This is a genomic window from Staphylococcus sp. HMSC062A01, from assembly GCF_001836805.1.
Classification (GTDB): domain Bacteria; phylum Bacillota; class Bacilli; order Staphylococcales; family Staphylococcaceae; genus Staphylococcus; species Staphylococcus haemolyticus.
Genome location: NZ_KV830643.1, coordinates 91,189 through 115,996 on the forward strand (window position 1 = coordinate 91,189; position 24,808 = coordinate 115,996).

The window sequence follows — 24,808 nt, forward strand, 5'->3', positions numbered from 1 at the left end:
GGAATAGCATTATACACACTTTTCATCTATTTTTTATAAATTTTTATTTTAATTTCGTAATAATCATCATGTTCTTTATCACGTTGTTCTACACGTATACCAGATTGTTCAATGGCTTGAATGCTTTTTCCAACTTCGTCACGGGCTTGTGTTAAATCTTTAGAGAATTGGAAAGATTGAGCCTTTACTTTTTCTGGTCCAATTTTCTGTTTAACACGTGCCTCTGTTTGTTTAACATTTAATTTTTGACTAATCACTTGTTCAATTAGCTTTTCTTGATCGTCCTCTTTAAGAGATAAGACAGCACGAGCATGACGCTCAGTAATCTTGCCTTCTCTTAAACGACTAATCACTTTAGGTGCTAATTTCAATAATCGCAATTTATTTGCGATAAAACTTTGACTTTTACCTAAACTTTTAGCTAATTCACTTTGCGTTGTTCCACCAATCTCAAGAAGCTTTTTATAAGCTTCCGCTTCTTCAACAGCAGATAAATTTTCACGTTGAATATTCTCAATTAATGCAACAACTGCTGTTTCTTCATCATTCATATGACGTATAATGACATCTGCTTGAGATTTATGCAGTGACTGTAGTGCTCTAAAACGTCGTTCACCCGCAATAATTTCGTACATATTCTCTTCAATCGGTCTTACAACGATGGGTTGTAATAAACCATGCTCGTCAATAGATTCAGCAAGTTCAGTAATCTTACTTGAGTCAAACACCTGTCTTGGTTGATAACGGTTAGGTACAATACGCTCAATTTGAATGGATTCGACGCTAGAATTGCGATCTTCTTCAATGTATCCAACGATGTCATCTTTATTTTTCAATCCAAATAATTTTGAAAAAGGCTTTTTCATTATCCATTCACTCCTCTTAAAATTAATTTTAACATGTAGGTGCTATTAATTTTTTAGTAAAGGAGATTTATTAGGCGTACCAGGTTTTCTAGGATATTTTTTAGATGTTTGACGACGTTTATCTATAATAATCATTTGTCGTTCACCAGCATCTTCTGGTAAATCAAATGTATAAGAATCACTAAAGACGCCACCTAATATACTAATCCCAAATTGTGCTTCTTCTAATTCTTCTTCTCCTTTAGAAGACTTCAATGCGATGAACTGGCCACCCTTTTTAACTAAAGGAAGGCACAATTCACTTAACACTGTAAGTCTGGCTACTGCACGTGCTGTAACTACGTCATACGTTTCTCTGTTTACGCCTTTACCGAATGTTTCAGCGCGATCATGTACAAAGCTAACTTGTGTTAAGCCAAGTTCAGCAGCTAGATGATTTAAAAATTGAATACGTTTATTTAAAGAATCTACAATGGTTACTTTCAATTCAGGGTAAACAATCTTCAATGGAATACTTGGGAAACCTGCACCTGCACCAACATCACAGATGGTTAAAGGCTGATTGAAATCATAATAAAAGCTCGGTGTAATTGAATCATAGAAATGTTTCAAATAAACTTCATGTTCATCTGTAATACTTGTGAGATTCATTTTCTCATTCCATTCTACAAGTAAACGATAATATGTTTGAAATTGTTCTTTTTGTTTATCTGACAATTCAATTCCATGTTCACTTAATTCTTTAGCTAGCCATTCTACGCCATTCATTAATTTTTCACCCTTTGCAATTTACCTTGCTCTAAATAAACAAGTAAGATTGAGATGTCTGCTGGGTTAACACCAGAGATTCGTGATGCTTGTGCAATATTCAATGGTTTAACTTCAGCTAATTTTTCACGAGCTTCAGTCGCTAAACTATCCACTTTACTATAATCTAAGTCTTCCGGAATTTTTTTCTCTTCCATGCGTTTAACTTTTTCAACTTGTTGCAATGATTTATTGATATAGCCTTCGTATTTCGTTTGAATTTCAACTTGCTCTTCAACCGCTTCAGGTAATTGATGACTTTCTTCTAGAATTTCTAAGATTGTATTATATGTCATTTCAGGACGTCGTAATAGATCAATTGCTAGAATGCCATCTTTTAGACGTGAACCACCATTTGCCTCAATGACAGATTGTGTGTGTTCATTTGGTTTAATACGAATATCAGTTAAACGTTGGATTTCATCTTGAATTTGCTGACGCTTTTCATTAAAACGCGCGTAACGTTCTTCTGAAATCATACCTAATTCATAACCTACATCAGTCAAACGCAAGTCAGCATTATCATGACGTAGTAATAATCTATATTCTGCACGAGATGTTAATAAGCGGTAAGGCTCATTCGTACCTTTTGTAACTAAGTCATCAATTAAAACACCAATATATGCATCTGAACGACTTAAGATTTTTTCTCCGGTACCAAGCACTTTACCTGCAGCATTGATTCCAGCCATAATACCTTGACCAGCCGCTTCCTCATATCCTGAAGTACCATTGATTTGTCCAGCCGTATATAAATTTTTAATCATTTTAGTTTCCAATGTTGGCCATAATTGCGTTGGCACAATCGCATCATATTCAATGGCATAACCCGCACGCATCATGTCTGCCTTTTCAAGACCAGGAATCGTTTCTAACATTTGACGTTGTACGTGTTCTGGTAAGCTTGTTGAAAGTCCTTGAACGTAAACTTCATTTGTATTACGACCTTCAGGCTCTAGGAAAAGTTGATGTCTAGGTTTATCATTAAAACGCACAAATTTATCTTCAATTGATGGACAATAACGAGGACCTGTTCCTTTAATCATACCTGAATACATAGCTGATAAATGTAGATTATCATCGATGACTTTATGTGTACGATCATTGGTATATGTTAACCAACAAGGTAATTGGTCTAGGATATATTCTGTAGTTTCAAAACTAAATGCACGACCTACATCATCACCAGGTTGAATTTCCGTCTTAGAATAGTCAATTGTTTTCGCGTTTACACGTGGAGGTGTACCCGTTTTAAAGCGCACAACTTCAAAACCTAATTCTCTTAAATTATCAGCTAGAGTGATAGATGGAAGTTGATGATTTGGACCACTTGAATATTTCATGTTACCTAAGATTATTTCACCACGTAAGAATGTACCTGTCGTAATAACAACCGCTTGAGCGCGATATTCAGTACCGATATTTGTGCGGACACCTTTTACTTCATTGTCTTCAATAATTAATTCATCCACCATACCTTGCATGATGTCTAAATTATCTTCATCTTCAATGACACGTTTCATTTCTTGTTGATATAACACTTTGTCTGCTTGAGCACGTAACGCACGTACTGCTGGTCCTTTACCAGTATTTAACATACGCATTTGGATATGTGTTTTATCAATCGCTTTAGCCATTTGTCCACCTAATGCGTCAATTTCTCGAACGACAATACCTTTCGCTGGACCACCTACTGATGGGTTACATGGCATGAATGCAATATTATCTAGATTAATTGTTAGCATTAGTGTTTTTGCGCCACGTCTTGCAGATGCCAAACCTGCTTCAATACCTGCATGTCCAGCACCAATGACGATTACATCATATTCTTGAACCACCTAATTGACCTCCTTTAAATTTCCTTTGTCCTTAATTTTATAAATAAGACTTCCTACCGTCTCAGTTTCTTTAATATTTATCATTTCTTAAACGTTACATAGCTATAAGGTATAAACTATTATTTTCCTAAGCAGAATTGACTAAATAGTTGATCAATCAATTCATCACTAGCAGATTCACCAATAATTTCACCTAATAATTCCCAAGTACGCGTTAAGTCAATTTGAACCATATCCATAGGAATACCTGATTCAGCTGCATCAATCGCATCTTGAATGGCATTTCTAGCTTGCTTTAATAAAGAGATATGTCTTGAATTAGATACATACGTCATATCTTGGTTTTGAACATCGCCACCAAAGAATAAATCTCGTATTTGTAATTCTAGTTGATCAATACCTTCTTGTTTAAGCATAGATGTTTGGATAAGTGGTGTATCACCAATCATTTCTTTTACTTCATTTATATCTAAGTTTTGTTCTAAATCAGTTTTGTTAACAATTACAATGGCATCTTCATTTTTAATAACTTCATATAATGTACGATCTTCTTGTGTTAATGGCTCATTGTTATTTAATACAAATAAGATTAGATCTGCTTCACTTAAGGCTTTGCGTGAACGTTCGACACCAATTTTTTCAACGATATCTTCAGTGTCACGAATACCTGCAGTATCTACCAATCTTAATGGTACACCTCTAACATTGACGTATTCTTCTAAAACGTCACGAGTTGTACCTGCAACTTCAGTTACGATGGCTTTATTATCTTGAATAAGGTTATTTAACATTGACGATTTCCCTACATTTGGTTTACCAACGATAACGGTTGAAAGACCCTCTCTCATAATTTTACCTTGTGTTCCAGTCTCTAATAATAGATTAATTTCGTTTTTAATCTTTTTAGATTGCTCTAATAGGAATTCAGTTGTAGCATCTTCAACATCGTCATATTCTGGATAATCAATGTTCACTTCTACTTGCGCGAGAATTTCTAAAATGGATTGACGTTGTCGCTTAATTAAATCACTTAGTCGCCCTTCGATTTGGTTCATGGCAACTTTAGAAGCACGATCTGTTTTAGAACGAATAAAATCCATAACAGCTTCAGCTTGTGATAAATCGATACGCCCGTTCAAGAATGCACGCTTTGTATATTCCCCTGGCTCTGCCATTCTTGCACCATGCGTCATTGTAAGTTCTAATATTCGATTAATTGTTAAAATACCACCGTGACAATTAATTTCAATAATGTCCTCGCGTGTAAATGTTCTTGGTGCTCTTAGCACAGATATCATAACTTCTTCAACAACTTCATTTGTTTCGGGATCTACGATATGACCATAATTAATCGTATGTGAATCTACGTCTTGTAACTTTTTCTTTCCTTTATATAGCTTATCTCCAATTTCAACGGCTTGTGGTCCAGATAAACGGACAATACCGATTGCTCCTTCACCCATAGGTGTTGAAATACTAGTTATCGTATCAAAATCCATGATTATCCTCGCCTCCTTATTCAAGTAAAATTTCATTATAACATTGTAATTTGTTTCTATAAAAATTGCTAATAAGTTGATTTATCGCTCATAAGTTAAGACTTCGGTTTGTCTAACGTCAGACTAACAGGTGTCTAAAACTCCCCTACCCTTCTATCTAATCTTTTTATTAAAGACCTTTGCAATTTTTAATACATGTTCTAAGCTACCCTGGATTTCAAGTGTAGTCATATCCTTAGCTGGTTGCCTAGCAATAACGATAATATCACGTGCAATAATATCTTCTTTATGAATTTTGAAATTCTCTCTTATCGCACGTTTAATTCTATTTCGAGTCACTGCATTGCCTAATTTTTTAGATACACTAATACCTAATCGAAAATGATCTTTATTACTATTGTAGGTATAAACAACAAACTGTCTATTTGCTACCGATTTTCCTCTTTTATAAATCGTTTGAAAATCAGTATTCTTTTTTATACGGTAAGCCTTCTCCACGTTCACATCACTCGCTTATTTTATTCTTTGCCATCTTAGCTAAAGTTAGTTTTGATATAGCGTATCTCAATTTATACCTATTCAAACGAAAAAAAAGACCACTGAGAAGTCAGTGATCTTATGCTGATAAAACTTTACGGCCTTTACGACGACGACGTGCTAAAACTTTACGGCCATTTTTAGTGCTCATGCGTTTTCTGAAACCATGAACTTTACTATGTTTACGTTTATTTGGTTGATAAGTACGTTTTACCATGCAAAACACCTCCATCTACATATTTATCCAGCTCACTTGCTCTTGTAGTGATCCTGATTATTTTAATAGATAAATTATAATTTCTGATATCAGAATTCTTGTTTTAATTCAATTTTATCTAGTCATAATTCAAACAACTACTACAATATAACAAATTACTATTTATAAAGCAAGTAGCATTTGCATTAAGATGTTATTTTTTAACCACTTGTCAACAACCATTTTTAATATTTATACATTTCGCCAAACGTGCGTCTCACACACTTTATTCATTTTAAATTCATCTTTATAAATTATTTCCCAAAGCTGTTGTAGTACATAAACTTAGTTTTTTAAAATTATCCACTTATACACATACGAGATTCAAGATTCTGTGGATAATATATTAATTATTAACAGATTTATACCGAATTTAACAACATATTCACACCTATTTGACATCTCTCTAAGTTAAAAAGTATAATTATGTGGATAAGTCGTCTAACTCATTATTTTTAAAGGATTTATTTATTGATTTTATATACGTATTTAGTGTGAATAAATCATAGCATATATAAAGTTATCCACTGAATGTTATTAACTTGTGGATAATTATTAACATGCTGTGATTATTTTTATCCACTTGTCTAAATGTCTGTGTATAAGTCCTAAATTTAAAAGAAGATGGAGTTTATTTTATGTCAGAACAAGAAATTTGGAAAAAAGTATTAGAAGTTGCTGAATCAGAAATATCTAAATCGACATTTAATACTTTTTTGAAAGATACAGAACTCAAAGAAATTCGTGATAATGTTGCAATCATCTTTGTAATTCATGAATTTTACGCAGAATGGTTAAATTCAAACTACAAAGAAGTAATCCAAACAATTATGAAAGATGTTATTGGTTATGAAGTTGAACCCAAATTTTTCACTGCTGAACAATTAGCTGAACTTGATGAGACAAGTCGTAAATCTAACACGCCAAGCGAACCTCAACGTCAAATCATTGAAGATGGTCATGAAGGCACAGATCAATTCAATACTCACAATACATTTGATACTTTCGTCATTGGACCTGGCAATAGATTTCCACATGCAGCAAGTCTTGCAGTTGCTGAAGCACCAGCACAAGCATACAACCCTCTATTTATATATGGTGGCGTTGGTCTTGGTAAGACACATCTTATGCATGCGATCGGTCATCATGTTCTTAGCAATCAACCAAATGCTAAAGTACTATATACTTCAAGTGAAAAATTCACAAATGACTTCATCAAATCAATTCGTAACAATGAACCTGAAGCCTTTAGAGAGAAGTATAGAAACATCGACGTGTTACTGATTGATGACATTCAATTTATTCAGAATAAAGAACAAACGCAAGAAGAGTTCTTCCATACATTTAATGAATTACATCAAAATAAGAAGCAAATTGTCATTTCAAGTGACCGTCCACCTAAAGAAATTGCAAAATTAGAAGACCGTTTACGTTCTCGTTTCGAATGGGGATTAATCGTTGATATTACTCCTCCTGACTATGAAACGCGTATGGCGATTCTTCAGAAAAAAATCGAAGAAGAGAATTTAGAAATTCCTGCTGAAGCTTTAAATTATATTGCTAATCAAATTCAATCAAACATCCGTGAATTAGAAGGCGCACTCACACGTTTGCTTGCCTATTCTAAACTTCAAGGCAGACCTATTACGACTGAATTAGCAGCAGAAGCGCTCAAAGATATTATTCAAGTTCCTAAATCTAAAAAAATTACGATTCAAGATATTCAAAAAGTCGTTGGACATTACTACAACGTTCGCATCGAAGATTTCAGCGCAAAAAAACGTACAAAATCAATTGCTTATCCACGTCAAATTGCGATGTATTTATCAAGAGAACTTACTGATTTTTCATTACCTAAGATTGGTGAAGAATTCGGTGGTCGAGATCATACGACAGTAATTCATGCGCACGAAAAAATCGCTAAAGATATTAAAGCCGATACAATTTTTAAACAAGAAGTTGAAGATTTGGAAAAAGAAATTCGCAATCAATAAAATAAAAGTTGAAAACTGTTATACAACAGATTATGAATGATAAAGTGGGAAATAAAAAATAGTGACAAGTTATTATGGTATAAGAAGCATTGATTAATGATAAACGTCATAAACATTTTATTCGTAATTGTGGATAATGTTTAAAAGTAATACACAACATCAACAGTTTATCTACATGTGTATAACTTTGGCACACAAGGATTTTCTTAACATATCCACTAATCCACAAGCCCTACTACTATTACTATGAATTTAAAACCTATATAATTATATATAAACGACTGGAAGGAGTTTAAATTAATGATGGAATTCACAATTAGAAGAGATTATTTTATTAATCAATTAAATGACACATTAAAAGCCATCTCACCAAGAACAACATTACCAATTTTAACGGGTATCAAAATCGATGCTAAAGATAACGAAGTCATCCTTACTGGTTCAGATTCTGAGATATCTATTGAAATTACAATCCCTAAACAAGTAGATGGTGAGGATATCGTCACTATTTCTGAAACAGGTTCAGTTGTACTTCCTGGTCGTTTCTTCGTAGATATTATTAAAAAACTACCAGGTAAAGATGTTAAATTATCAACAAATGAACAATTTCAAACACTGATTACTTCAGGACATTCTGAATTTAACTTAAGTGGTTTAGATCCTGATCAATATCCATTATTACCTCAAGTATCACGTGATGATGCAATCCAATTATCAGTAAAAGTATTAAAAAATATCATTGCACAAACAAATTTCGCAGTGTCCACCTCAGAAACACGACCAGTACTTACTGGTGTTAACTGGCTTATACAAGATAATGAATTAATATGCACTGCGACCGATTCACACCGCTTGGCTGTAAGAAAGTTGAAATTAGAAGATGACTCTGAAAATAAAAATGTCATCATTCCAGGTAAAGCTTTATCAGAATTAAATAAAATTATGAGTGATAGCGATGAAGAGATTGATATTTTCTTTGCTTCAAATCAAGTTTTATTTAAAGTTGGAAATGTAAACTTTATTTCTCGTTTATTAGAAGGACATTATCCTGATACAACACGTTTATTCCCTGAGAATTACGAAATTAAATTAGGCTTAGACAACGGTGAATTCTATCACGCAATCGATCGTGCTTCTTTATTGGCACGAGAAGGTGGTAACAACGTTATTAAGTTAAGTACAGGTAATGATGTTGTAGAATTATCATCTACATCACCTGAGATTGGTACTGTAAAAGAAGAAGTTACAGCAACGGATGTAGAGGGTGGCAACTTGAAGATTTCTTTCAACTCTCGTTATATGATGGATGCGTTAAAAGCGATTGATAATGATGAAGTTGAAGTTGAATTCTTTGGTACGATGAAACCATTCATCCTTAAACCAAAAGAAGATGATTCTGTCACACAATTAATTTTACCAATTAGAACGTATTAGTTTTAAAAGCTATTAACTTGGAGTTACGACGAATTCAAAAGGAATTCCGTCCTAACTCCTTTTTTATTTAATTTAAGCTCATTCAGCCTTCAATATAGACACAAAAGTTATTCACTAGTGGGATAACTCTAAATAATATATCATCAAGCTAAAATGGCCCTTAAAATTAAAAATCAGGCTATTCTCTATACAACCTCATTTGTAATCTTCAATTTTCTTTAAAAAAGCCGCTTCAAATTGAAAAATATAACTAATTTTCCTACTAAAATTAAATATGTAAAAAGATATTGTAAAGTAAACGGTTTCACATTCCATTTTAAATGAAATTTAAACCTAAAAAAGGTATAATATATTAATGACACATAAAGAAACGGAGTGATTATTTTGGTTCAAGAAGTAGTAGTTGAAGGCGATATTACGTTAGGCCAATTTCTTAAAACGGAAGGCATTATTGAATCAGGTGGACAAGCTAAATGGTTCTTACAAGATGTTGAAGTTCTAATTAATGGCGAGCGCGAAACACGTCGTGGTAAAAAACTAGCTAACCAAGATCGAATTGATTTCCCAGATATCCCTGAAATTGATTCTGTAATCATTATTCATCAAGGTGAACAATGAAACTTAAAACACTCCAATTAGAAAATTATCGTAACTATGAAGAAGTTACGCTCGAATGTCATCCTGATGTGAATATTCTGATCGGAGAAAATGCACAAGGGAAGACGAATTTGCTTGAATCAATTTACACATTAGCTTTAGCCAAAAGTCATCGTACATCGAATGATAAGGAGCTTATACGGTTTAACTCAGAGTATGCTAAAATAGAGGGTGTACTAAATTATAGACATGGAACGATGCCACTAACGATGTTTATAACTAAAAAAGGTAAACAAGTAAAAGTGAACCACTTAGAACAAAGTCGACTAACTCAGTATGTTGGACATCTTAACGTGGTTCTTTTTGCGCCAGAAGATTTAAATATTGTTAAAGGCTCCCCTCAGATACGAAGACGCTTTATTGATATGGAATTAGGTCAGATATCTGCAGTATATTTAAATGATTTGGCTCAATACCAGCGTATTCTCAAACAGAAGAATAATTACTTAAAGCAACTGCAATTGGGCCAGAAGCAAGACACTACAATGTTAGAAGTCTTAAACCAACAATTTGCACAATATGCTTTAAATGTAACGTTGAGACGAGAGCATTTCATCAAAGAATTAGAATCATTGGCTAAACCGATTCATGCAGGTATCACGAATGAGAGAGAAACGTTGTCATTAACTTATTTACCAAGTATTAAACTCAGTGATATGAGCAAAGGTGAACAGACGTTATTGGACGAAGTGATTACGCTATTGAATGACAATATTAAGCGAGAAATGGATAGAGGCGTCTGTTTATTTGGACCACATAGAGATGATTTAGGCTTTAATGTAAATGATATGGATGCACAAACATATGGATCTCAAGGGCAGCAACGTACGACTGCATTATCCATTAAATTAGCAGAAATAGAGTTAATGAATATTGAAGTTGGAGAATATCCAATCTTATTATTGGATGATGTGTTAAGCGAATTAGATGATTCTCGACAAACACATCTATTAAGCACGATTCAACATAAAGTACAAACCTTTGTAACAACAACATCTGTAGACGGCATAGATCATGAAATTATGAATAATGCTAAGCTTTATCGAATCAATCAAGGTGAAATTATAAAGTAATAGAAAGTGATGGTGAATACATTGTCAGATGTAAACAACACAGATAACTATGGTGCTGGACAGATACAGGTATTAGAAGGGTTAGAAGCCGTTCGTAAAAGACCTGGTATGTATATAGGGTCAACTTCAGAAAGAGGTTTGCACCACTTAGTATGGGAAATCGTGGATAACAGTATCGACGAGGCACTTGCTGGTTATGCAAATCAAATCGAAGTTATTATTGAAAAAGACAATTGGATTAAAGTAACTGACAATGGTCGAGGCATTCCTGTTGATATTCAAGAAAAAATGGGCCGTCCAGCAGTTGAAGTTATCTTAACTGTACTGCATGCTGGTGGTAAATTCGGCGGTGGCGGTTATAAAGTATCTGGTGGTCTACATGGTGTAGGTTCTTCAGTTGTTAACGCATTGTCTGAAGAATTAGAGGTATACGTTCATCGTAACGATACTATCTATCATCAAGCATATAAAAAAGGTGTACCTCAATTTGATCTTAAAGAAGTAGGTAGCACTGATAAAACAGGTACAGTCATTCGCTTTAAAGCAGATAGTGAGATATTCACTGAAACAACTGTTTATAACTATGAAACGCTACAAAAGCGTATTAGAGAGCTTGCATTCTTGAACAAAGGTATTTCAATCACTTTAAGAGATGAGCGTGAAGATGTAGAGCAACGCGAAGATACATATTACTATGAAGGCGGTATTAAATCTTACGTTGAACTATTAAACGAAAATAAAGAGCCTATTCATGAAGAACCTATTTATATTCATCAAACTAAAGATGATGTAGAAATAGAAATCGCTATGCAATATAACAGCGGTTATGCAACAAACTTATTATCTTATGCGAATAATATTCATACTTATGAAGGTGGTACGCATGAAGATGGTTTCAAACGTGCCTTAACGCGTATATTAAATAGCTATGGAACACAAAGTAAGATTATTAAAGACGATAAAGAAAGATTGTCTGGCGAAGATACACGTGAAGGTTTAACAGCCGTCGTATCAATTAAACACGGTGATCCTCAATTCGAAGGACAAACTAAAACGAAATTAGGTAACTCTGAAGTACGTCAAATTGTTGATAGATTGTTTGCCGAGCATTTTGAACGTTTCTTATATGAACATCCAAATGTTGCACGCATCGTTGTGGAAAAAGGAATTATGGCATCACGTGCACGTGTCGCAGCAAAGAAAGCACGTGAAGTGACACGTCGTAAATCAGCTTTAGAAATTTCAAGCTTACCAGGTAAACTTGCAGACTGTTCAAGTAAGAAACCTGAAGAAAGTGAAATCTTCCTAGTAGAGGGTGACTCTGCCGGGGGGTCTACAAAAGAAGGTCGTGACTCTAAAACACAAGCTATCTTGCCGTTAAGAGGTAAAATCTTAAACGTTGAAAAAGCACGTTTAGACCGTATTCTTAACAATAATGAAATACGTCAAATGATTACAGCCTTTGGTACTGGTATTGGTGGCGAGTTCGATATCTCTAAAGCACGTTATCATAAAATTGTAATCATGACAGATGCTGATGTGGATGGCGCGCATATTAGAACTTTATTACTAACGTTCTTCTATCGTTTCATGAGACCACTAATCGAAGCGGGATATGTGTATATTGCACAACCGCCATTGTATAAATTAGCACAAGGCAAACAAAAATATTATGTATTTAATGATCGTGAACTTGATAAATTGAAATCAGAATTAAGCCCTACACCTAAATGGCAAATATCACGTTATAAAGGTTTAGGAGAAATGAATGCGGATCAATTATGGGAAACGACTATGAATCCTGAAAACCGTATGATGTTACAAGTTAAATTAGAAGATGCGATTGAAGCGGACCAAACATTTGAAATGTTAATGGGTGATGTAGTTGAAAATCGTAGACAATTTATCGAAGACAATGCAGTATATGCGAACTTAGATTTCTAAGTTAACGTCTAGTATTGAAAATCTTAAAGACTGTACAGCATAATGGCTTGCAGTCTTGCTATTTTAAGTGAATTGATTATAGAAGGAGGATATCTTGATGGCTGACTTACCTCAATCAAGAATAAATGAACGAAATATAACCAGCGAGATGCGCGAATCATTCTTAGACTATGCAATGAGCGTTATCGTTTCACGTGCGTTACCTGATGTACGTGATGGTTTAAAACCTGTACACCGTCGTATCTTATATGGCTTAAATGAACAAGGTATGACCCCTGATAAACCATATAAAAAATCAGCACGTATCGTTGGGGATGTAATGGGTAAATATCACCCTCACGGAGACTCATCAATCTATGATGCCATGGTCAGAATGGCACAAACATTCAGTTATCGTTATCCACTTGTCGATGGTCAAGGTAACTTTGGTTCAATGGACGGCGATGGTGCCGCTGCCATGCGTTATACTGAAGCGAAGATGACTAAGATTACGTTAGAATTACTGCGTGATATTAACAAAGATACAATCGATTTTCTAGATAACTATGATGGTACTGAAAGAGAGCCGGAAGTCTTACCTTCTCGTTTCCCTAACTTATTAGTTAATGGTGCATCAGGTATCGCTGTAGGTATGGCAACAAATATTCCTCCTCACAATTTAACCGAAGTCATCAACGGTGTTTTACATTTAAGTAAGAATCCAGATGTAACGATTGCAGAGCTTATGGAAGATATTCAAGGCCCTGATTTTCCAACAGCTGGTTTAATTCTAGGGAAAAGTGGCATCCGACGTGCTTATGAAACAGGTCGAGGATCAATTCAAATGCGTGCACGTGCGGAAATTGAAGAGCGAGGTGGCGGTCGCCAACGTATCGTAGTGACTCAAATCCCGTATCAAGTTAATAAAGCGCGTATGATTGAGAAGATTGCAGAACTTGTTCGTGAAAAGAAAATTGAAGGTATTACTGATTTACGTGATGAAACAAGTTTACGTACTGGCGTTAGAGTAGTAATCGATGTTCGTAAAGATGCAAATGCCAATGTTATTTTAAACAATTTATATAAACAGACGCCATTACAAACTTCATTTGGTGTTAATATGATTGCACTTGTTAATGGACGTCCAAAATTAATCAATTTAAAACAAGCTTTAGTTGAATATTTAGAACATCAAAAGACAGTTGTACGTCGTCGTACTGAATACAACTTGAAAAAAGCGAAAGACCGAGCACATATCTTAGAAGGTTTACGTATAGCGTTAGATCATATCGATGAGATTATTACGACAATTCGTGAATCAGAAACAGATAAAGTCGCTATGGAAACATTGCAAGAGCGTTTTAAATTATCTGAACGTCAAGCGCAAGCTATTTTAGATATGCGTTTGAGACGTTTAACTGGTTTAGAACGAGATAAAATTGAAAATGAATACAACGAATTACTCGGTTATATTTCTGAACTTGAAGAAATCTTAGCCGATGACGAAGTTTTACTTCAATTAGTTCGTGATGAGTTAACTGATATTAAAGAACGTTTTGGTGACAAACGTCGTACAGAAATTCAATTAGGTGGCTTAGATGATTTAGAAGATGAAGATTTAATTCCTGAAGAACAAATCGTCATCACATTGAGCCATAATAACTATATTAAACGTTTACCAGTTTCAACGTATCGTTCACAACACCGTGGCGGACGCGGCGTTCAAGGTATGAATACATTGGAAGAAGATTTCGTAAGTCAACTTGTAACGTTAAGTACACATGACCACGTTCTATTCTTCACGAATAAAGGCCGTGTTTATAAACTTAAAGGATACGAAGTTCCAGAATTATCTCGCCAATCTAAAGGTATTCCAGTCATTAATGCGATTGAATTAGATAATGATGAAACAATCAGTACGATGATTGCTGTTAGAAACCTTGAAGATGAAGATAGTTACTTAGTATTTGCAACTAAAAATGGTATTGTGAAACGTTCTGCTTTAAGCAATTTCTCACATATCAATAAGAACGGTAAGATTGCGATTGGATTCAAAGAAGACGATGAATTAATTGCAGTACGTCTTACAGATGGTAACCAAGATATCTTAATTGGAACATCCCATGCTTCATTAATTAGATTTGCAGAAACAAGTTTACGTCCATTAGGTCGTACTGCTGCAGGTGTAAGAGGTATCTCATTACGTGAAGATGATGTCGTTGTAGGTCTAGATGTTGCCCATGCCGATAGCGAAGATGAAGTGCTAGTCGTCACTGAAAATGGTTATGGTAAACGTACGCCAGTGAGTGAATATCGCTTATCAAATCGTGGTGGTAAAGGTATCAAGACTGCGAAGATTACTGAACGTAATGGTAATATCGTTTGTATCACAACTGTTAATGGCGAAGAAGACTTAATGATTGTTACAAATAGTGGTGTTATCATTCGTTTAGAAGTAGAAGATATTTCTCAAAATGGTCGTGCAACTCAAGGTGTTCGCTTAATGAAATTAGGCGATGATCAATTTGTATCAACAGTTGCTAAAGTTATTGATAAAACAGAAGATGAAGATGCGACTGAGGCTGCTCAAACTGAAAATGGTGAATCAAATGCAGAAAGTACAGAAAGTCCTAGTGAAGAAGTAATTGATGATGATACACCAGGTAACGCACTTCATACTGAAGCGGACGAAGAGACTACAGTTTCATCTGATGAAGATGCAACAGATGAACGTATTGAAGTTAGACAAGACTTCATGGATCGTGTAAATGAAGACATTGAAAATGCATCTAACAATGATGAAGATGACGAAAACTAAAGAATAGAAGGTTAATCAATAATAGAAAGTTACAACAATATTGATTTCTTCAACAAATAAGACTTCCCTAATACCAGGGAAGCCTTATTTTTATAGCTTATTTAGTTTTCTAATTCTTTCATAACGTATGGAATTTCACTAATTAAACGTGAAGGTGGTACGACATACATAGATTCAGATAATTTTTCTCCAATATAACTATGTGTATAAGTTGCGCTTGTTATCGCATCTCTAAAATCATCAAATTGTCCAACAAAGCTTGTAATCATACCAGCTAACGTATCTCCCATGCCACCAGTCGCCATTGCCGGTGTACCAATGGCAAGTCTATATTCTTTGTCTTTGAAGAATATTTCAGTACCGTGTTTTTTCAGTACAACTGCAGCACCTAACTTATCTACAGCTTCTCTATTACGTTCATAAGTTTGTTCTTCAATAGGGATACCACTCAAACGTTCCCATTCCTTTTGATGTGGCGTGAAGATAACACGGCAAGTTGGGATATCAGGTTTTAATTTACTAAATATCGTTATAGCATCACCATCAACAATTAAGTTTTGATGTGGCTGAATATTTTGTAGTAAAAATGTAATTGCGTTATTACCTTTGAAATCGACACCTAAGCCTGGCCCAATTAAAATACTATCAGTGTTCTCAATCATTTTAGTTAACATTTTAGTGTCGTTAATATCGATAACCATCGCTTCTGGGCAACGAGAATGAAGTGCAGCATGATTTGTAGGATGTGTAGCTACTGTAATTAATCCACTCCCACTATAAACACATGCACGCGCAGCCAACATGATTGCTCCCCCTAAATTGGCACTCCCACCTATAAGTAAAATCTTTCCATAGTCACCTTTATGTGTCTCTTCTTTTCTTTTAGGAATATTAACTGTTGTTAATGTTTCCATGAATTAAACCCTCCCTTGAAGACGTTTCGAACGTATAATACTAAATTGTAAAAATGTGATTATTGTCAATTCTATATATAACTCAAATTTTAAGTGACGATGAGATGCGTAGCGAAAGCATCAACAACTAACTCGCCTGTTGAGTTTTAAATTTGAATGTTTGTTTATGACCTTTTTAAATACAATAGAAAATATTATACCTGTGAATGACTTTCGTCAACACTATTATGAAGATTATTTTGTAATGAATGATGGGAAGTGATTATGTTGGTTAATAGAGGGTGTTTACGACTAGCATGAATATAATATTATTTACAATTTACTTGCTAATTATAAAGGAGTTTGCTATATTAAAAATAACTTAATAAGTTATTGTTCGTGGGACAAGTAACATAATTAATTAATTTCAGAGAGCTTGTGTTGAGTGTGAACAAGTAATTGATTGTTATGCGAATCTACCTACAATTGTGAACAACCGGTAATAACCGTTATTTTAAGGAAAGTGCAATTTGATACATATGTAGTGTTAAATTGTTAAATAGGGTGGCAACGCGTAGACCACGTCCCTTGTAAAGGGGATGTGGTCTTTTTTTATTGAAAATACGCATGTTATCCGAAATTAAATTTTTCAAAAATTGGGAAGGATGAGTATTACATGTTAGACATTAGACTATTCAGAGAACAAGCAGACACAGTTAAGAGCAAAATTGAACTACGTGGAGATGATCCTAAAGTAGTTGACGAAGTATTAGAATTAGATAATGAACGTCGTCAATTAATCGGTAAAACTGAAGAAATGAAAGCACGTCGTAACAAAGTAAGTGAAGAAATCGCTGAAAAGAAACGTAACAAAGAAAATGCAGACGACGTTATCAAAGAAATGCGTGAACTTGGTGACGAAATCAAAGAAAACGACGCTAAACTTAACGAAGTGGATAATAAAGTTAGAGATATCTTAATTCGTATCCCTAACCTAATTGCTGAAGATGTACCACAAGGGGATTCTGATGAAGAAAACGTTGAAGTTAAAAAATGGGGTACACCTCGTGAATTTGACTTTGAACCAAAAGCACACTGGGACTTAGTAGAAGAATTAAAAATGGCAGACTTTGAACGTGCTGCAAAAATTTCAGGTGCGCGTTTCGTATACTTAACTAAAGATGGTGCATTATTAGAACGTGCATTAATGAACTACATGCTTACTAAACATACAACGCAACACGGTTATACTGAAATGATGACACCTCAATTAGTTAATGCAGATACAATGTTTGGTACTGGTCAATTACCTAAATTTGAAGAAGATTTATTCAAAGTTGAAAAAGAAGGTTTATACACAATTCCAACTGCAGAAGTTCCATTAACAAACTTCTATAGAGATGAAATCATCCAACCAGGCGTATTACCAGAAAAATTCACTGCTCAAACAGCTTGTTTCCGTAGTGAAGCAGGATCAGCTGGTAGAGATACAAGAGGTTTAATCCGTTTACACCAATTCGACAAAGTTGAAATGGTTCGTATCGAAAAACCTGAAGATTCTTGGGACGCTTTAGAAGATATGACACAAAATGCTGAAGCAATTCTTGAAGAATTAGGTTTACCATATCGTCGTGTTATCTTATGTACTGGCGACATCGGTTTCAGTGCTAGTAAAACATACGACTTAGAAGTATGGTTACCAAGTTATGACAACTATAAAGAAATTAGTTCTTGCTCAAACTGTACTGATTTCCAAGCGCGTCGTGCTAACATCCGCTTTAAACGTGATGCCGCTTCTAAACCAGAATTAGCACATACTTTAAATGGTAGTGGACTTGCTGTAGGTCGTACATTTGCAGCTATCGTTGAAAACTATCAAAATGCAGATGGTTCAATAACAATTCCAGAAGCATTAGTACCATTCATGGGTGGTAAAACTGAAATCCGTCCAGTAAACGACTAATTCATTAGTTAGTAAGAAGTACAGATTAAAATAAATATGTTAAGGCTATATCGCAAATTCGTAGTAGCTTACTAAACTGAGAAAATGCTCTTACCGAGCTTTTCTCAGTTTTTTTTCGTCCTTACATATGAGATTCTAATATATTAAATTTAGTCCATCTCCTCTTAGTATATTTCTAATAATTAATTGCATAAAATTCCACTTTTTCTTAATAAAGGGATGAAGTAAAAAGGCTAATTTAGACTACTTTTTAAGAGATAAATAAACCGTTGTCTACAAAAACAGACACATTTAAAATACTTTCAAATCAACACTTCTAAGTAGTCGTTCAGTCTAACGTCACACAACCCTGCGTCTAATGTTGTTGCCACTCTAGCATCCGTATATTAGACTGAAAATATTAGTATATTACTTTATAAAATTAATAAGAATAAAGGAGGTTACAAAGATGCCATCACATGTGACATTTAAACAGGGCGTTAAAGAATGTATACCTACTTTATTAGGCTACGTTGGAATTGGACTATCATTTGGAATAGTGGCGGCTTCACAACACTTTAGTATCATCGAAATACTATTATTATGTTTGCTTGTGTATGCTGGTGCAGCACAATTTATTATATGTGCGCTTGTGGCTACTGGAACACCGATTTCTGCCATTGTCCTTACAACATTGATTGTCAATTCACGTTTCTTCCTACTTTCAATGACGTTAGCACCTAATTATAAAGATTATGATATTTGGAATCGACTAGGCTTATCTTCAATTTTGACAGATGAAACCTTTGGCGTTGCAATCACGCCTCATTTAAAAGGGGAGAAGATAAACGATCGTTGGTTACATGGATTGAATCTAACTGCATATTCATTTTGGGCACTAGCAAGTATTGTTGGTGCGTTACTCGGTAAATACATATCTAATCCAGATATGTTAGGTCTCGATTTTGCGATTACCGCGATGTTTATCTTTTTAACAATGGCACAATTTGAATCAATCACTTCATCTAAACTTAAAATTTACATAGTACTTATCGTATTTGTCATCGTGATGATGCTCAGTTTAAGCTGGTTCATGCCGTCATACGTCGCAATTTTAATTGCATCTATGTTAGCAGCAACATTAGGGGTGGTGATGGATAAATGACAACATCTTGGCACATGTTTATATTAATCGTGTTGTGTGGACTTGTAACTTTAATTATTCGAGTAGTCCCATTCTTAATGATTTCACGTATTCAACTTTCAGAAACGGTAATTAAATGGTTATCGTTTATACCAATTACATTATTTACAGCACTTATCTTAGATGGCATTATCGAGCAACAAGAGGGCGTAGCAGGATATACACTCAATATCCCATTTGTTTTAGTAACAATTCCGACTGTTTTTGTTGCACTTTTTACACGAAGTCTTACGACAACAATATTAGTGGGGATTGTTCTTATAGCAGGTTTACGTTTCTTCTTTTAGAAAAGGCAGAACCCAACAACTAACAATTGAAGTTGGTTATACAATTAGATACAATAAAAGTCTAGAACGTAAATGGTACATTGATACTATTTTATAAATACGCAGTAAATGAATAGAGATAAAAAACTTATTAAGAGAAGTGGAGGGACACGGCCCTGAGAAACTTCAGCAACCGGCGATGCATACGCACGGTGCTACTACCAACGAGATACTCGAATGATAAGTAATGGAGACAAATCGCCTCATACTTTAATAATTGAGTATAGGCGATTTTTTATTTAAAAGGAGGTAACCGCATGACCAATTACACAGTAGAAACATTAAATTTAGGACCCTTTACAACTGAATCAGGTGAAATGATTGATAATTTACAATTACGTTATGAACATGTAGGCTATGCTGGTCAACCGCTTGTTGTAGTGTGTCACGCACTTACTGGTAATCATCTAACATATGGCACAGATGACGAGCCTGGTTGGTGGCGTGAAATTATAGACGGTGGTTATATGCCGATTTATGATTATCAATTTCTAACGTTTAATGTTATTGGTAGTCCCTTTGGTTCAAGTTCTCCTTTAACTAATCCAAATTTTCCAAAGCATTTAACTTTGAGAGATATTGTAAAAGCTATTGAATTGGGCATACGCGCACTTGGCTTCGACAAGATTAATATTTTAATTGGTGGTAGTCTAGGTGGCATGCAAGTCATGGAGCTTCTATATAATCAACAATTTGAAGTGGATAAGGCGGTTATTCTAGCAGCAACTGATAAGACGTCGTCATATAGTCGTGCTTTCAATGAAATTGCACGAGAAGCGATTCATCTTGGTGGCAAAGAAGGTCTTAGTATTGCACGACAATTAGGCTTTCTAACGTATCGTTCATCTAAAAGTTATGACCAACGCTTTTCACCAGATGAAGTGGTGAGTTATCAACGACATCAAGGTAATAAATTTAAAGAAACTTATGATTTGTCCTGTTATTTAACAATGCTAAATGTTTTAGATAGCCATAATGTTGATCGCGGACGCACGAATGTAGATGATGTTTATCAATCTCTAGATACTAAGGTATTAACAATGGGATTTACGGATGATTTATTATATCCAGATGATCAAGTGAGGGCAGTAGGGGAACGATTTAAATATCATCGTCATTTCTTTGTTCCAGATAATGTAGGTCATGATGGCTTTTTATTAAATTTTAATGATTGGGCACCTAACTTGTATCATTTTCTTAAAGTAACGAAATTTAAGCGGAAATAGACGAAGCGGGTAGGTCGTCGCTATGGAAGTAAAAACACATTGTTATAGTCTTATGCTATACCTCAATCTTCACAATTTGTTTTAATTTTGCTTAGAGGTTAAAATAGAAGTTATAGTCAAAATAGTATAGGAGTGGCGAATTTGTTTTCAAAAGTACATCCTAAAGCAACAATTATAGGAACAATTGCACTTGTTATGGTTGCTTTAGTTACGTATGTATTACCAGTACTTGGATTAATTCTATGTTTATTCGCTACAATTCCAGGTATTATTTTATGGAATAAGTCTATTCCATCATTTGGAATTGGAGCTTTGATCACAGTTATTCTTACCACATTGTTGGGTAATACATTTGTATTAAGTGCCATGATTTTAGTTTTAATACTTAGCTTTATTATTGGCCAATTATTGAAAGAACGTGCCTCTAAAGAACGAATCTTATTTATAGCTACAACATATTTAAGTATATTTACTTTAGTCGCATTTATGTTATTACAAACGTTTAAAAAGATACCTAGCGCTACGACATTAATTAAGCCTTTTAAAGATACAATGCATAATGCTGTTGTAACATCAGGTGTTGAAGCAGATTATAAAACAATCTTAGAAGAAGGCTTCCGTCAAATGGCAGTTCAACTTCCAAGTTTTATTATCATTACGGTCTTTATTTTAGTCTTAATTAACTTAATTATTACATTTCCAATTCTTCGTAAATTTAAAGTAGCTACACCAATTTTTAAACCTTTATTTGCTTGGCAGCTTAACCGTTCATTACTATGGGTATATATGGTTGTTTTACTTTGTGTAATGTTCGCTACTGAACCAAGTACTTTCCAAAGTATCGTGTTAAATTTCGAAGTTGTGTTATCATTACTGATGTATATCCAAGGATTGAGTGTAATTCATTTCTTTGGTAAAGCAAAACGTATACCAAACGCTGTAACGATATTGCTGATGGTTGTGGGGACAATTATTACACCAGCAACACATATCATTGCATTACTTGGCGTACTTGATTTAGGAATTAATTTAAAACGAATGATTAAAAAATGACTTTAAAAAGTGAATAGAGGTGGAATAATGAACCGTCAATCCACTAAGAAGGCGCTATTGATACCATTTATTTTAATGGTACTCACTTCGATTGCACTTGTAGTTGTATGGTTTATCTTTAAACCATTAGTCGCTACAATTGCAGCAGCTATTTTAGTCGTGATGATTATTATTAGCATCGTGTTAGTCAGACAAGCCTTATTGAAAATGGATAATTATGTGGATAACTTAAGTGGTCACATCTCGGCTGGAAGCAACAGAGCAATTAAACGATTACCTATTGGTATGGTCGTGCTTGATGCTGATGACCATATTGAATGGATTAACCAGTACATGTCTGAACACTTAGAAACGAATGTCATCTCAGAACCAGTCAATGAAGTTTTTCCGAATATTTTAAAGCAGCTTGAAAAGGTACAAGAAGTTGAAATCGAACATGGTCAATATCATTACCACGTTCGTCATTCAGAGGAAGAAAGTTGTTTATATTTCTTCGATATTACAGATGAAGTACAAACTAATGAGTTATATGAAGAATCAAAACCAATCATCGCAACGTTATTCTTAGATAACTACGATGAAATTACGCAAAATATGAACGACACGCAACGTTCTGAAATCAACTCAATGGTAACACGAGTGATTAGTCGTTGGGCATCAGAATACAATATTTACTTTAAACGATATAATTCTGACCAGTTCGTAGCGTATTTAAATCAAAAAATATTAGCCGAAATCGAAGAATCTAACTTTGAAATCCTTAGCCAATTACGTGAAAAGAGTGTCGGTTACCGTGCTCAACTAACACTAAGTATCGGTGTCGGAGAAGGTACAGAGAACTTAATCGATCTTGGTGAATTATCACAATCTGGTCTAGATTTAGCATTAGGTCGTGGTGGTGACCAAGTAGCTATCAAGAATATGAACGGAAACGTGCGATTCTATGGCGGTAAGACTGACCCGATGGAAAAACGTACACGTGTAAGAGCGCGTGTTATTTCTCACGCATTAAAGGATATCTTAACTGAAGGCGATAAAGTTATCATTATGGGACATAAACGTCCTGACTTAGATGCTATAGGTGCGGCAATTGGGGTTTCAAGATTCGCATTAATGAATAATTTAGAGGCCTATGTTGTTTTAAACGAGGAAGATATTGATCCAACGTTACGCCGAGTGATGGATGAAATCGATAAGAAACCTGAGTTGAAAGAACGATTTGTTACATCAGATGAAGCATGGGATATGATGACATCTAAATCTACAATTGTCGTTGTGGATACGCATAAACCAGAAATGGTATTAGATGAGAACATTCTAAATAAAGCTAATCGTAAAGTCGTGATTGACCATCATAGACGAGGAGAAAGCTTTATTTCTAACCCATTATTAGTATATATGGAACCTTATGCAAGCTCGACTGCAGAACTTGTAACAGAGTTATTAGAATATCAACCAACTGAACAACGTTTAACACGTTTAGAATCTACTGTTATGTATGCAGGTATCATTGTTGATACACGTAACTTCACATTGCGTACAGGTTCTAGAACGTTTGACGCGGCAAGCTATTTACGTGCCCATGGTGCAGATACGATATTAACGCAACACTTCTTAAAAGATGACATCGATACGTATATTAATCGTTCAGAACTTATTCGAACGGTTGAAGTTCAAGATAATGGCATTGCAATTGCCCATGGTTCTAACGAAAAAATTTATCATCCTGTTACAGTTGCACAAGCTGCGGATGAGTTGTTAAGTTTAGAAGGTATAGAAGCTTCTTATGTAGTAGCTAAACGTGAAGATAACTTAATCGGTATATCAGCACGTTCATTAGGCTCTATTAATGTTCAATTAACGATGGAAGCCTTAGGTGGCGGTGGTCACTTAACTAACGCTGCAACACAATTGAAAGGATTATCAATTGAAGAAGCGATTGAACAGTTACAACAAGCAATTACAGAACAAATGAGTAGGAGTGAAGACGCATGAAAGTAATTTTCACACAAGATGTTAAAGGTAAAGGTAAAAAAGGCGAAATTAAAGATGTACCAGTAGGATATGCAAATAACTTTTTAATTAAAAATAATTATGCTGTTGAAGCAACTCCAGGTAATTTGAAACAATTGGAACAACAAAATAAACGTGCTGAAGCGGATAGACAAAAAGAAATTGATGACGCTAAAGCCTTAAAATCAAAATTAGAAGAAATTGAAGTTGAAGTGAGTGCTAAAACTGGTGAAGGAGGCAAATTGTTTGGTTCTGTAAGTACTAAACAAATTGCTGAAGCACTTAAAACACAACATGATATTAAAATTGATAAACGTAAAATGGATTTACCTCAAGGTATCCATGCATTAGGTTATACAAATGTACCTGTTAAATTAGACAAAGAAGTTGAAGGTACAATCCGTGTTCACACTGTAGAGAAGTAAGAAGCGGGTAAAGTAGTTCTTTGA

Annotated in this window: 20 protein-coding genes and 1 riboswitch; of the genes, 13 read left to right on the forward strand and 7 right to left on the reverse strand. The window is 34.6% G+C overall.

The window, feature by feature from the left end; genetic code table 11:
• Window positions 1-26 precede the first annotated feature (26 nt).
• From noc to rpmH, 6 genes are all read right to left on the reverse strand, one after another.
• Window positions 27-866 carry a nucleoid occlusion protein gene (noc, locus tag HMPREF2715_RS10450; protein WP_037552648.1) on the reverse strand — a complete coding sequence of 280 codons (840 nt, stop codon included), beginning with the start codon at window positions 864-866 and terminating at the stop codon, window positions 27-29.
• Between the two features lie 45 nt (window positions 867-911).
• Window positions 912-1,634 carry a 16S rRNA (guanine(527)-N(7))-methyltransferase RsmG gene (gene rsmG, locus HMPREF2715_RS10455; RefSeq protein ID WP_070840064.1) on the reverse strand — a complete coding sequence of 241 codons (723 nt, stop codon included), beginning with the start codon at window positions 1,632-1,634 and terminating at the stop codon, window positions 912-914.
• On the reverse strand, window positions 1,634-3,511 hold the full coding sequence (mnmG, locus tag HMPREF2715_RS10460; protein WP_011276914.1) for a tRNA uridine-5-carboxymethylaminomethyl(34) synthesis enzyme MnmG: 1,878 nt from the start codon (window positions 3,509-3,511) through the stop codon (window positions 1,634-1,636). The genes rsmG and mnmG overlap by 1 nt, the downstream gene beginning before the upstream one ends.
• A 119-nt stretch (window positions 3,512-3,630) precedes the next feature.
• Entirely contained in the window at window positions 3,631-5,010 is a 1,380-nt protein-coding gene (mnmE, locus tag HMPREF2715_RS10465) for a tRNA uridine-5-carboxymethylaminomethyl(34) synthesis GTPase MnmE (protein ID WP_070485349.1), read from the reverse strand.
• 153 nt (window positions 5,011-5,163) lie between these two features.
• Complete coding sequence (gene rnpA / locus HMPREF2715_RS10470) at window positions 5,164-5,514, reverse strand: ribonuclease P protein component (RefSeq protein ID WP_176746492.1); 351 nt, start codon at window positions 5,512-5,514, stop codon at window positions 5,164-5,166.
• Between the two features lie 112 nt (window positions 5,515-5,626).
• Entirely contained in the window at window positions 5,627-5,764 is a 138-nt protein-coding gene (rpmH, locus tag HMPREF2715_RS10475) for a 50S ribosomal protein L34 (RefSeq protein ID WP_000240855.1), read from the reverse strand.
• Between the two features lie 677 nt (window positions 5,765-6,441).
• On the opposite strand from rpmH, the gene dnaA reads away from it, so the two are divergent.
• From dnaA to gyrA, 6 genes are all read left to right on the forward strand, one after another.
• Window positions 6,442-7,797, forward strand: coding sequence for a chromosomal replication initiator protein DnaA (dnaA, locus tag HMPREF2715_RS10480; RefSeq protein WP_016930933.1), 1,356 nt, complete (start codon window positions 6,442-6,444; stop codon window positions 7,795-7,797).
• Between the two features lie 300 nt (window positions 7,798-8,097).
• Complete coding sequence (gene dnaN / locus HMPREF2715_RS10485; protein ID WP_011274360.1) at window positions 8,098-9,231, forward strand: DNA polymerase III subunit beta; 1,134 nt, start codon at window positions 8,098-8,100, stop codon at window positions 9,229-9,231.
• Window positions 9,232-9,606: 375 nt separating this feature from the next.
• Window positions 9,607-9,849, forward strand: a complete 243-nt coding sequence (gene yaaA / locus HMPREF2715_RS10490; protein WP_172458781.1) for a S4 domain-containing protein YaaA — start codon at window positions 9,607-9,609, stop codon at window positions 9,847-9,849.
• Complete coding sequence (gene recF, locus HMPREF2715_RS10495; RefSeq protein ID WP_037552520.1) at window positions 9,846-10,961, forward strand: DNA replication/repair protein RecF; 1,116 nt, start codon at window positions 9,846-9,848, stop codon at window positions 10,959-10,961. Before yaaA ends, recF begins: the two co-directional genes overlap by 4 nt.
• A 9-nt stretch (window positions 10,962-10,970) precedes the next feature.
• Entirely contained in the window at window positions 10,971-12,905 is a 1,935-nt protein-coding gene (gyrB, locus tag HMPREF2715_RS10500; RefSeq protein WP_037552518.1) for a DNA topoisomerase (ATP-hydrolyzing) subunit B, read from the forward strand.
• A 97-nt stretch (window positions 12,906-13,002) separates the two neighbouring features.
• Window positions 13,003-15,702, forward strand: a complete 2,700-nt coding sequence (gene gyrA / locus HMPREF2715_RS10505; RefSeq protein WP_070840069.1) for a DNA gyrase subunit A — start codon at window positions 13,003-13,005, stop codon at window positions 15,700-15,702.
• A gap of 101 nt (window positions 15,703-15,803) precedes the next feature.
• Here the strand turns inward: gyrA and HMPREF2715_RS10510 are convergent, their stop codons facing one another.
• A complete protein-coding gene (locus HMPREF2715_RS10510; RefSeq protein ID WP_053016920.1) occupies window positions 15,804-16,616 on the reverse strand; it encodes an NAD(P)H-hydrate dehydratase in 813 nt (270 codons plus the stop codon).
• Window positions 16,617-17,271: 655 nt separating this feature from the next.
• Between HMPREF2715_RS10510 and serS the strand changes: the two genes are divergently transcribed.
• The 7 genes from serS (at window position 17,272) to rplI (ending at window position 24,784) form a co-directional block, all read left to right on the forward strand.
• Window positions 17,272-18,558: a serine--tRNA ligase gene (gene serS, locus HMPREF2715_RS10515; protein WP_049394867.1), complete on the forward strand. Its 1,287-nt coding sequence runs from the start codon at window positions 17,272-17,274 to the stop codon at window positions 18,556-18,558.
• Window positions 18,559-19,006: 448 nt separating this feature from the next.
• Entirely contained in the window at window positions 19,007-19,702 is a 696-nt protein-coding gene (locus HMPREF2715_RS10520; RefSeq protein WP_070840076.1) for an AzlC family ABC transporter permease, read from the forward strand.
• On the forward strand, window positions 19,699-20,028 hold the full coding sequence (locus tag HMPREF2715_RS10525; protein WP_011274368.1) for an AzlD domain-containing protein: 330 nt from the start codon (window positions 19,699-19,701) through the stop codon (window positions 20,026-20,028). The genes HMPREF2715_RS10520 and HMPREF2715_RS10525 overlap by 4 nt, the downstream gene beginning before the upstream one ends.
• Before the next feature lie 124 nt (window positions 20,029-20,152).
• Window positions 20,153-20,254: riboswitch (SAM riboswitch) on the forward strand.
• Between the two features lie 70 nt (window positions 20,255-20,324).
• Window positions 20,325-21,293 (forward strand): homoserine O-acetyltransferase MetX, encoded by a 969-nt coding sequence (locus HMPREF2715_RS10530; RefSeq protein WP_011274369.1) that lies wholly within the window; start codon window positions 20,325-20,327, stop codon window positions 21,291-21,293.
• A gap of 126 nt (window positions 21,294-21,419) precedes the next feature.
• Complete coding sequence (locus tag HMPREF2715_RS10535) at window positions 21,420-22,346, forward strand: YybS family protein (protein ID WP_029376641.1); 927 nt, start codon at window positions 21,420-21,422, stop codon at window positions 22,344-22,346.
• A 27-nt stretch (window positions 22,347-22,373) separates the two neighbouring features.
• On the forward strand, window positions 22,374-24,341 hold the full coding sequence (locus tag HMPREF2715_RS10540) for a DHH family phosphoesterase (protein WP_070840078.1): 1,968 nt from the start codon (window positions 22,374-22,376) through the stop codon (window positions 24,339-24,341).
• Window positions 24,338-24,784, forward strand: a complete 447-nt coding sequence (gene rplI, locus HMPREF2715_RS10545; RefSeq protein WP_011274372.1) for a 50S ribosomal protein L9 — start codon at window positions 24,338-24,340, stop codon at window positions 24,782-24,784. The genes HMPREF2715_RS10540 and rplI overlap by 4 nt, the downstream gene beginning before the upstream one ends.
• Window positions 24,785-24,808: the final 24 nt, after the last annotated feature.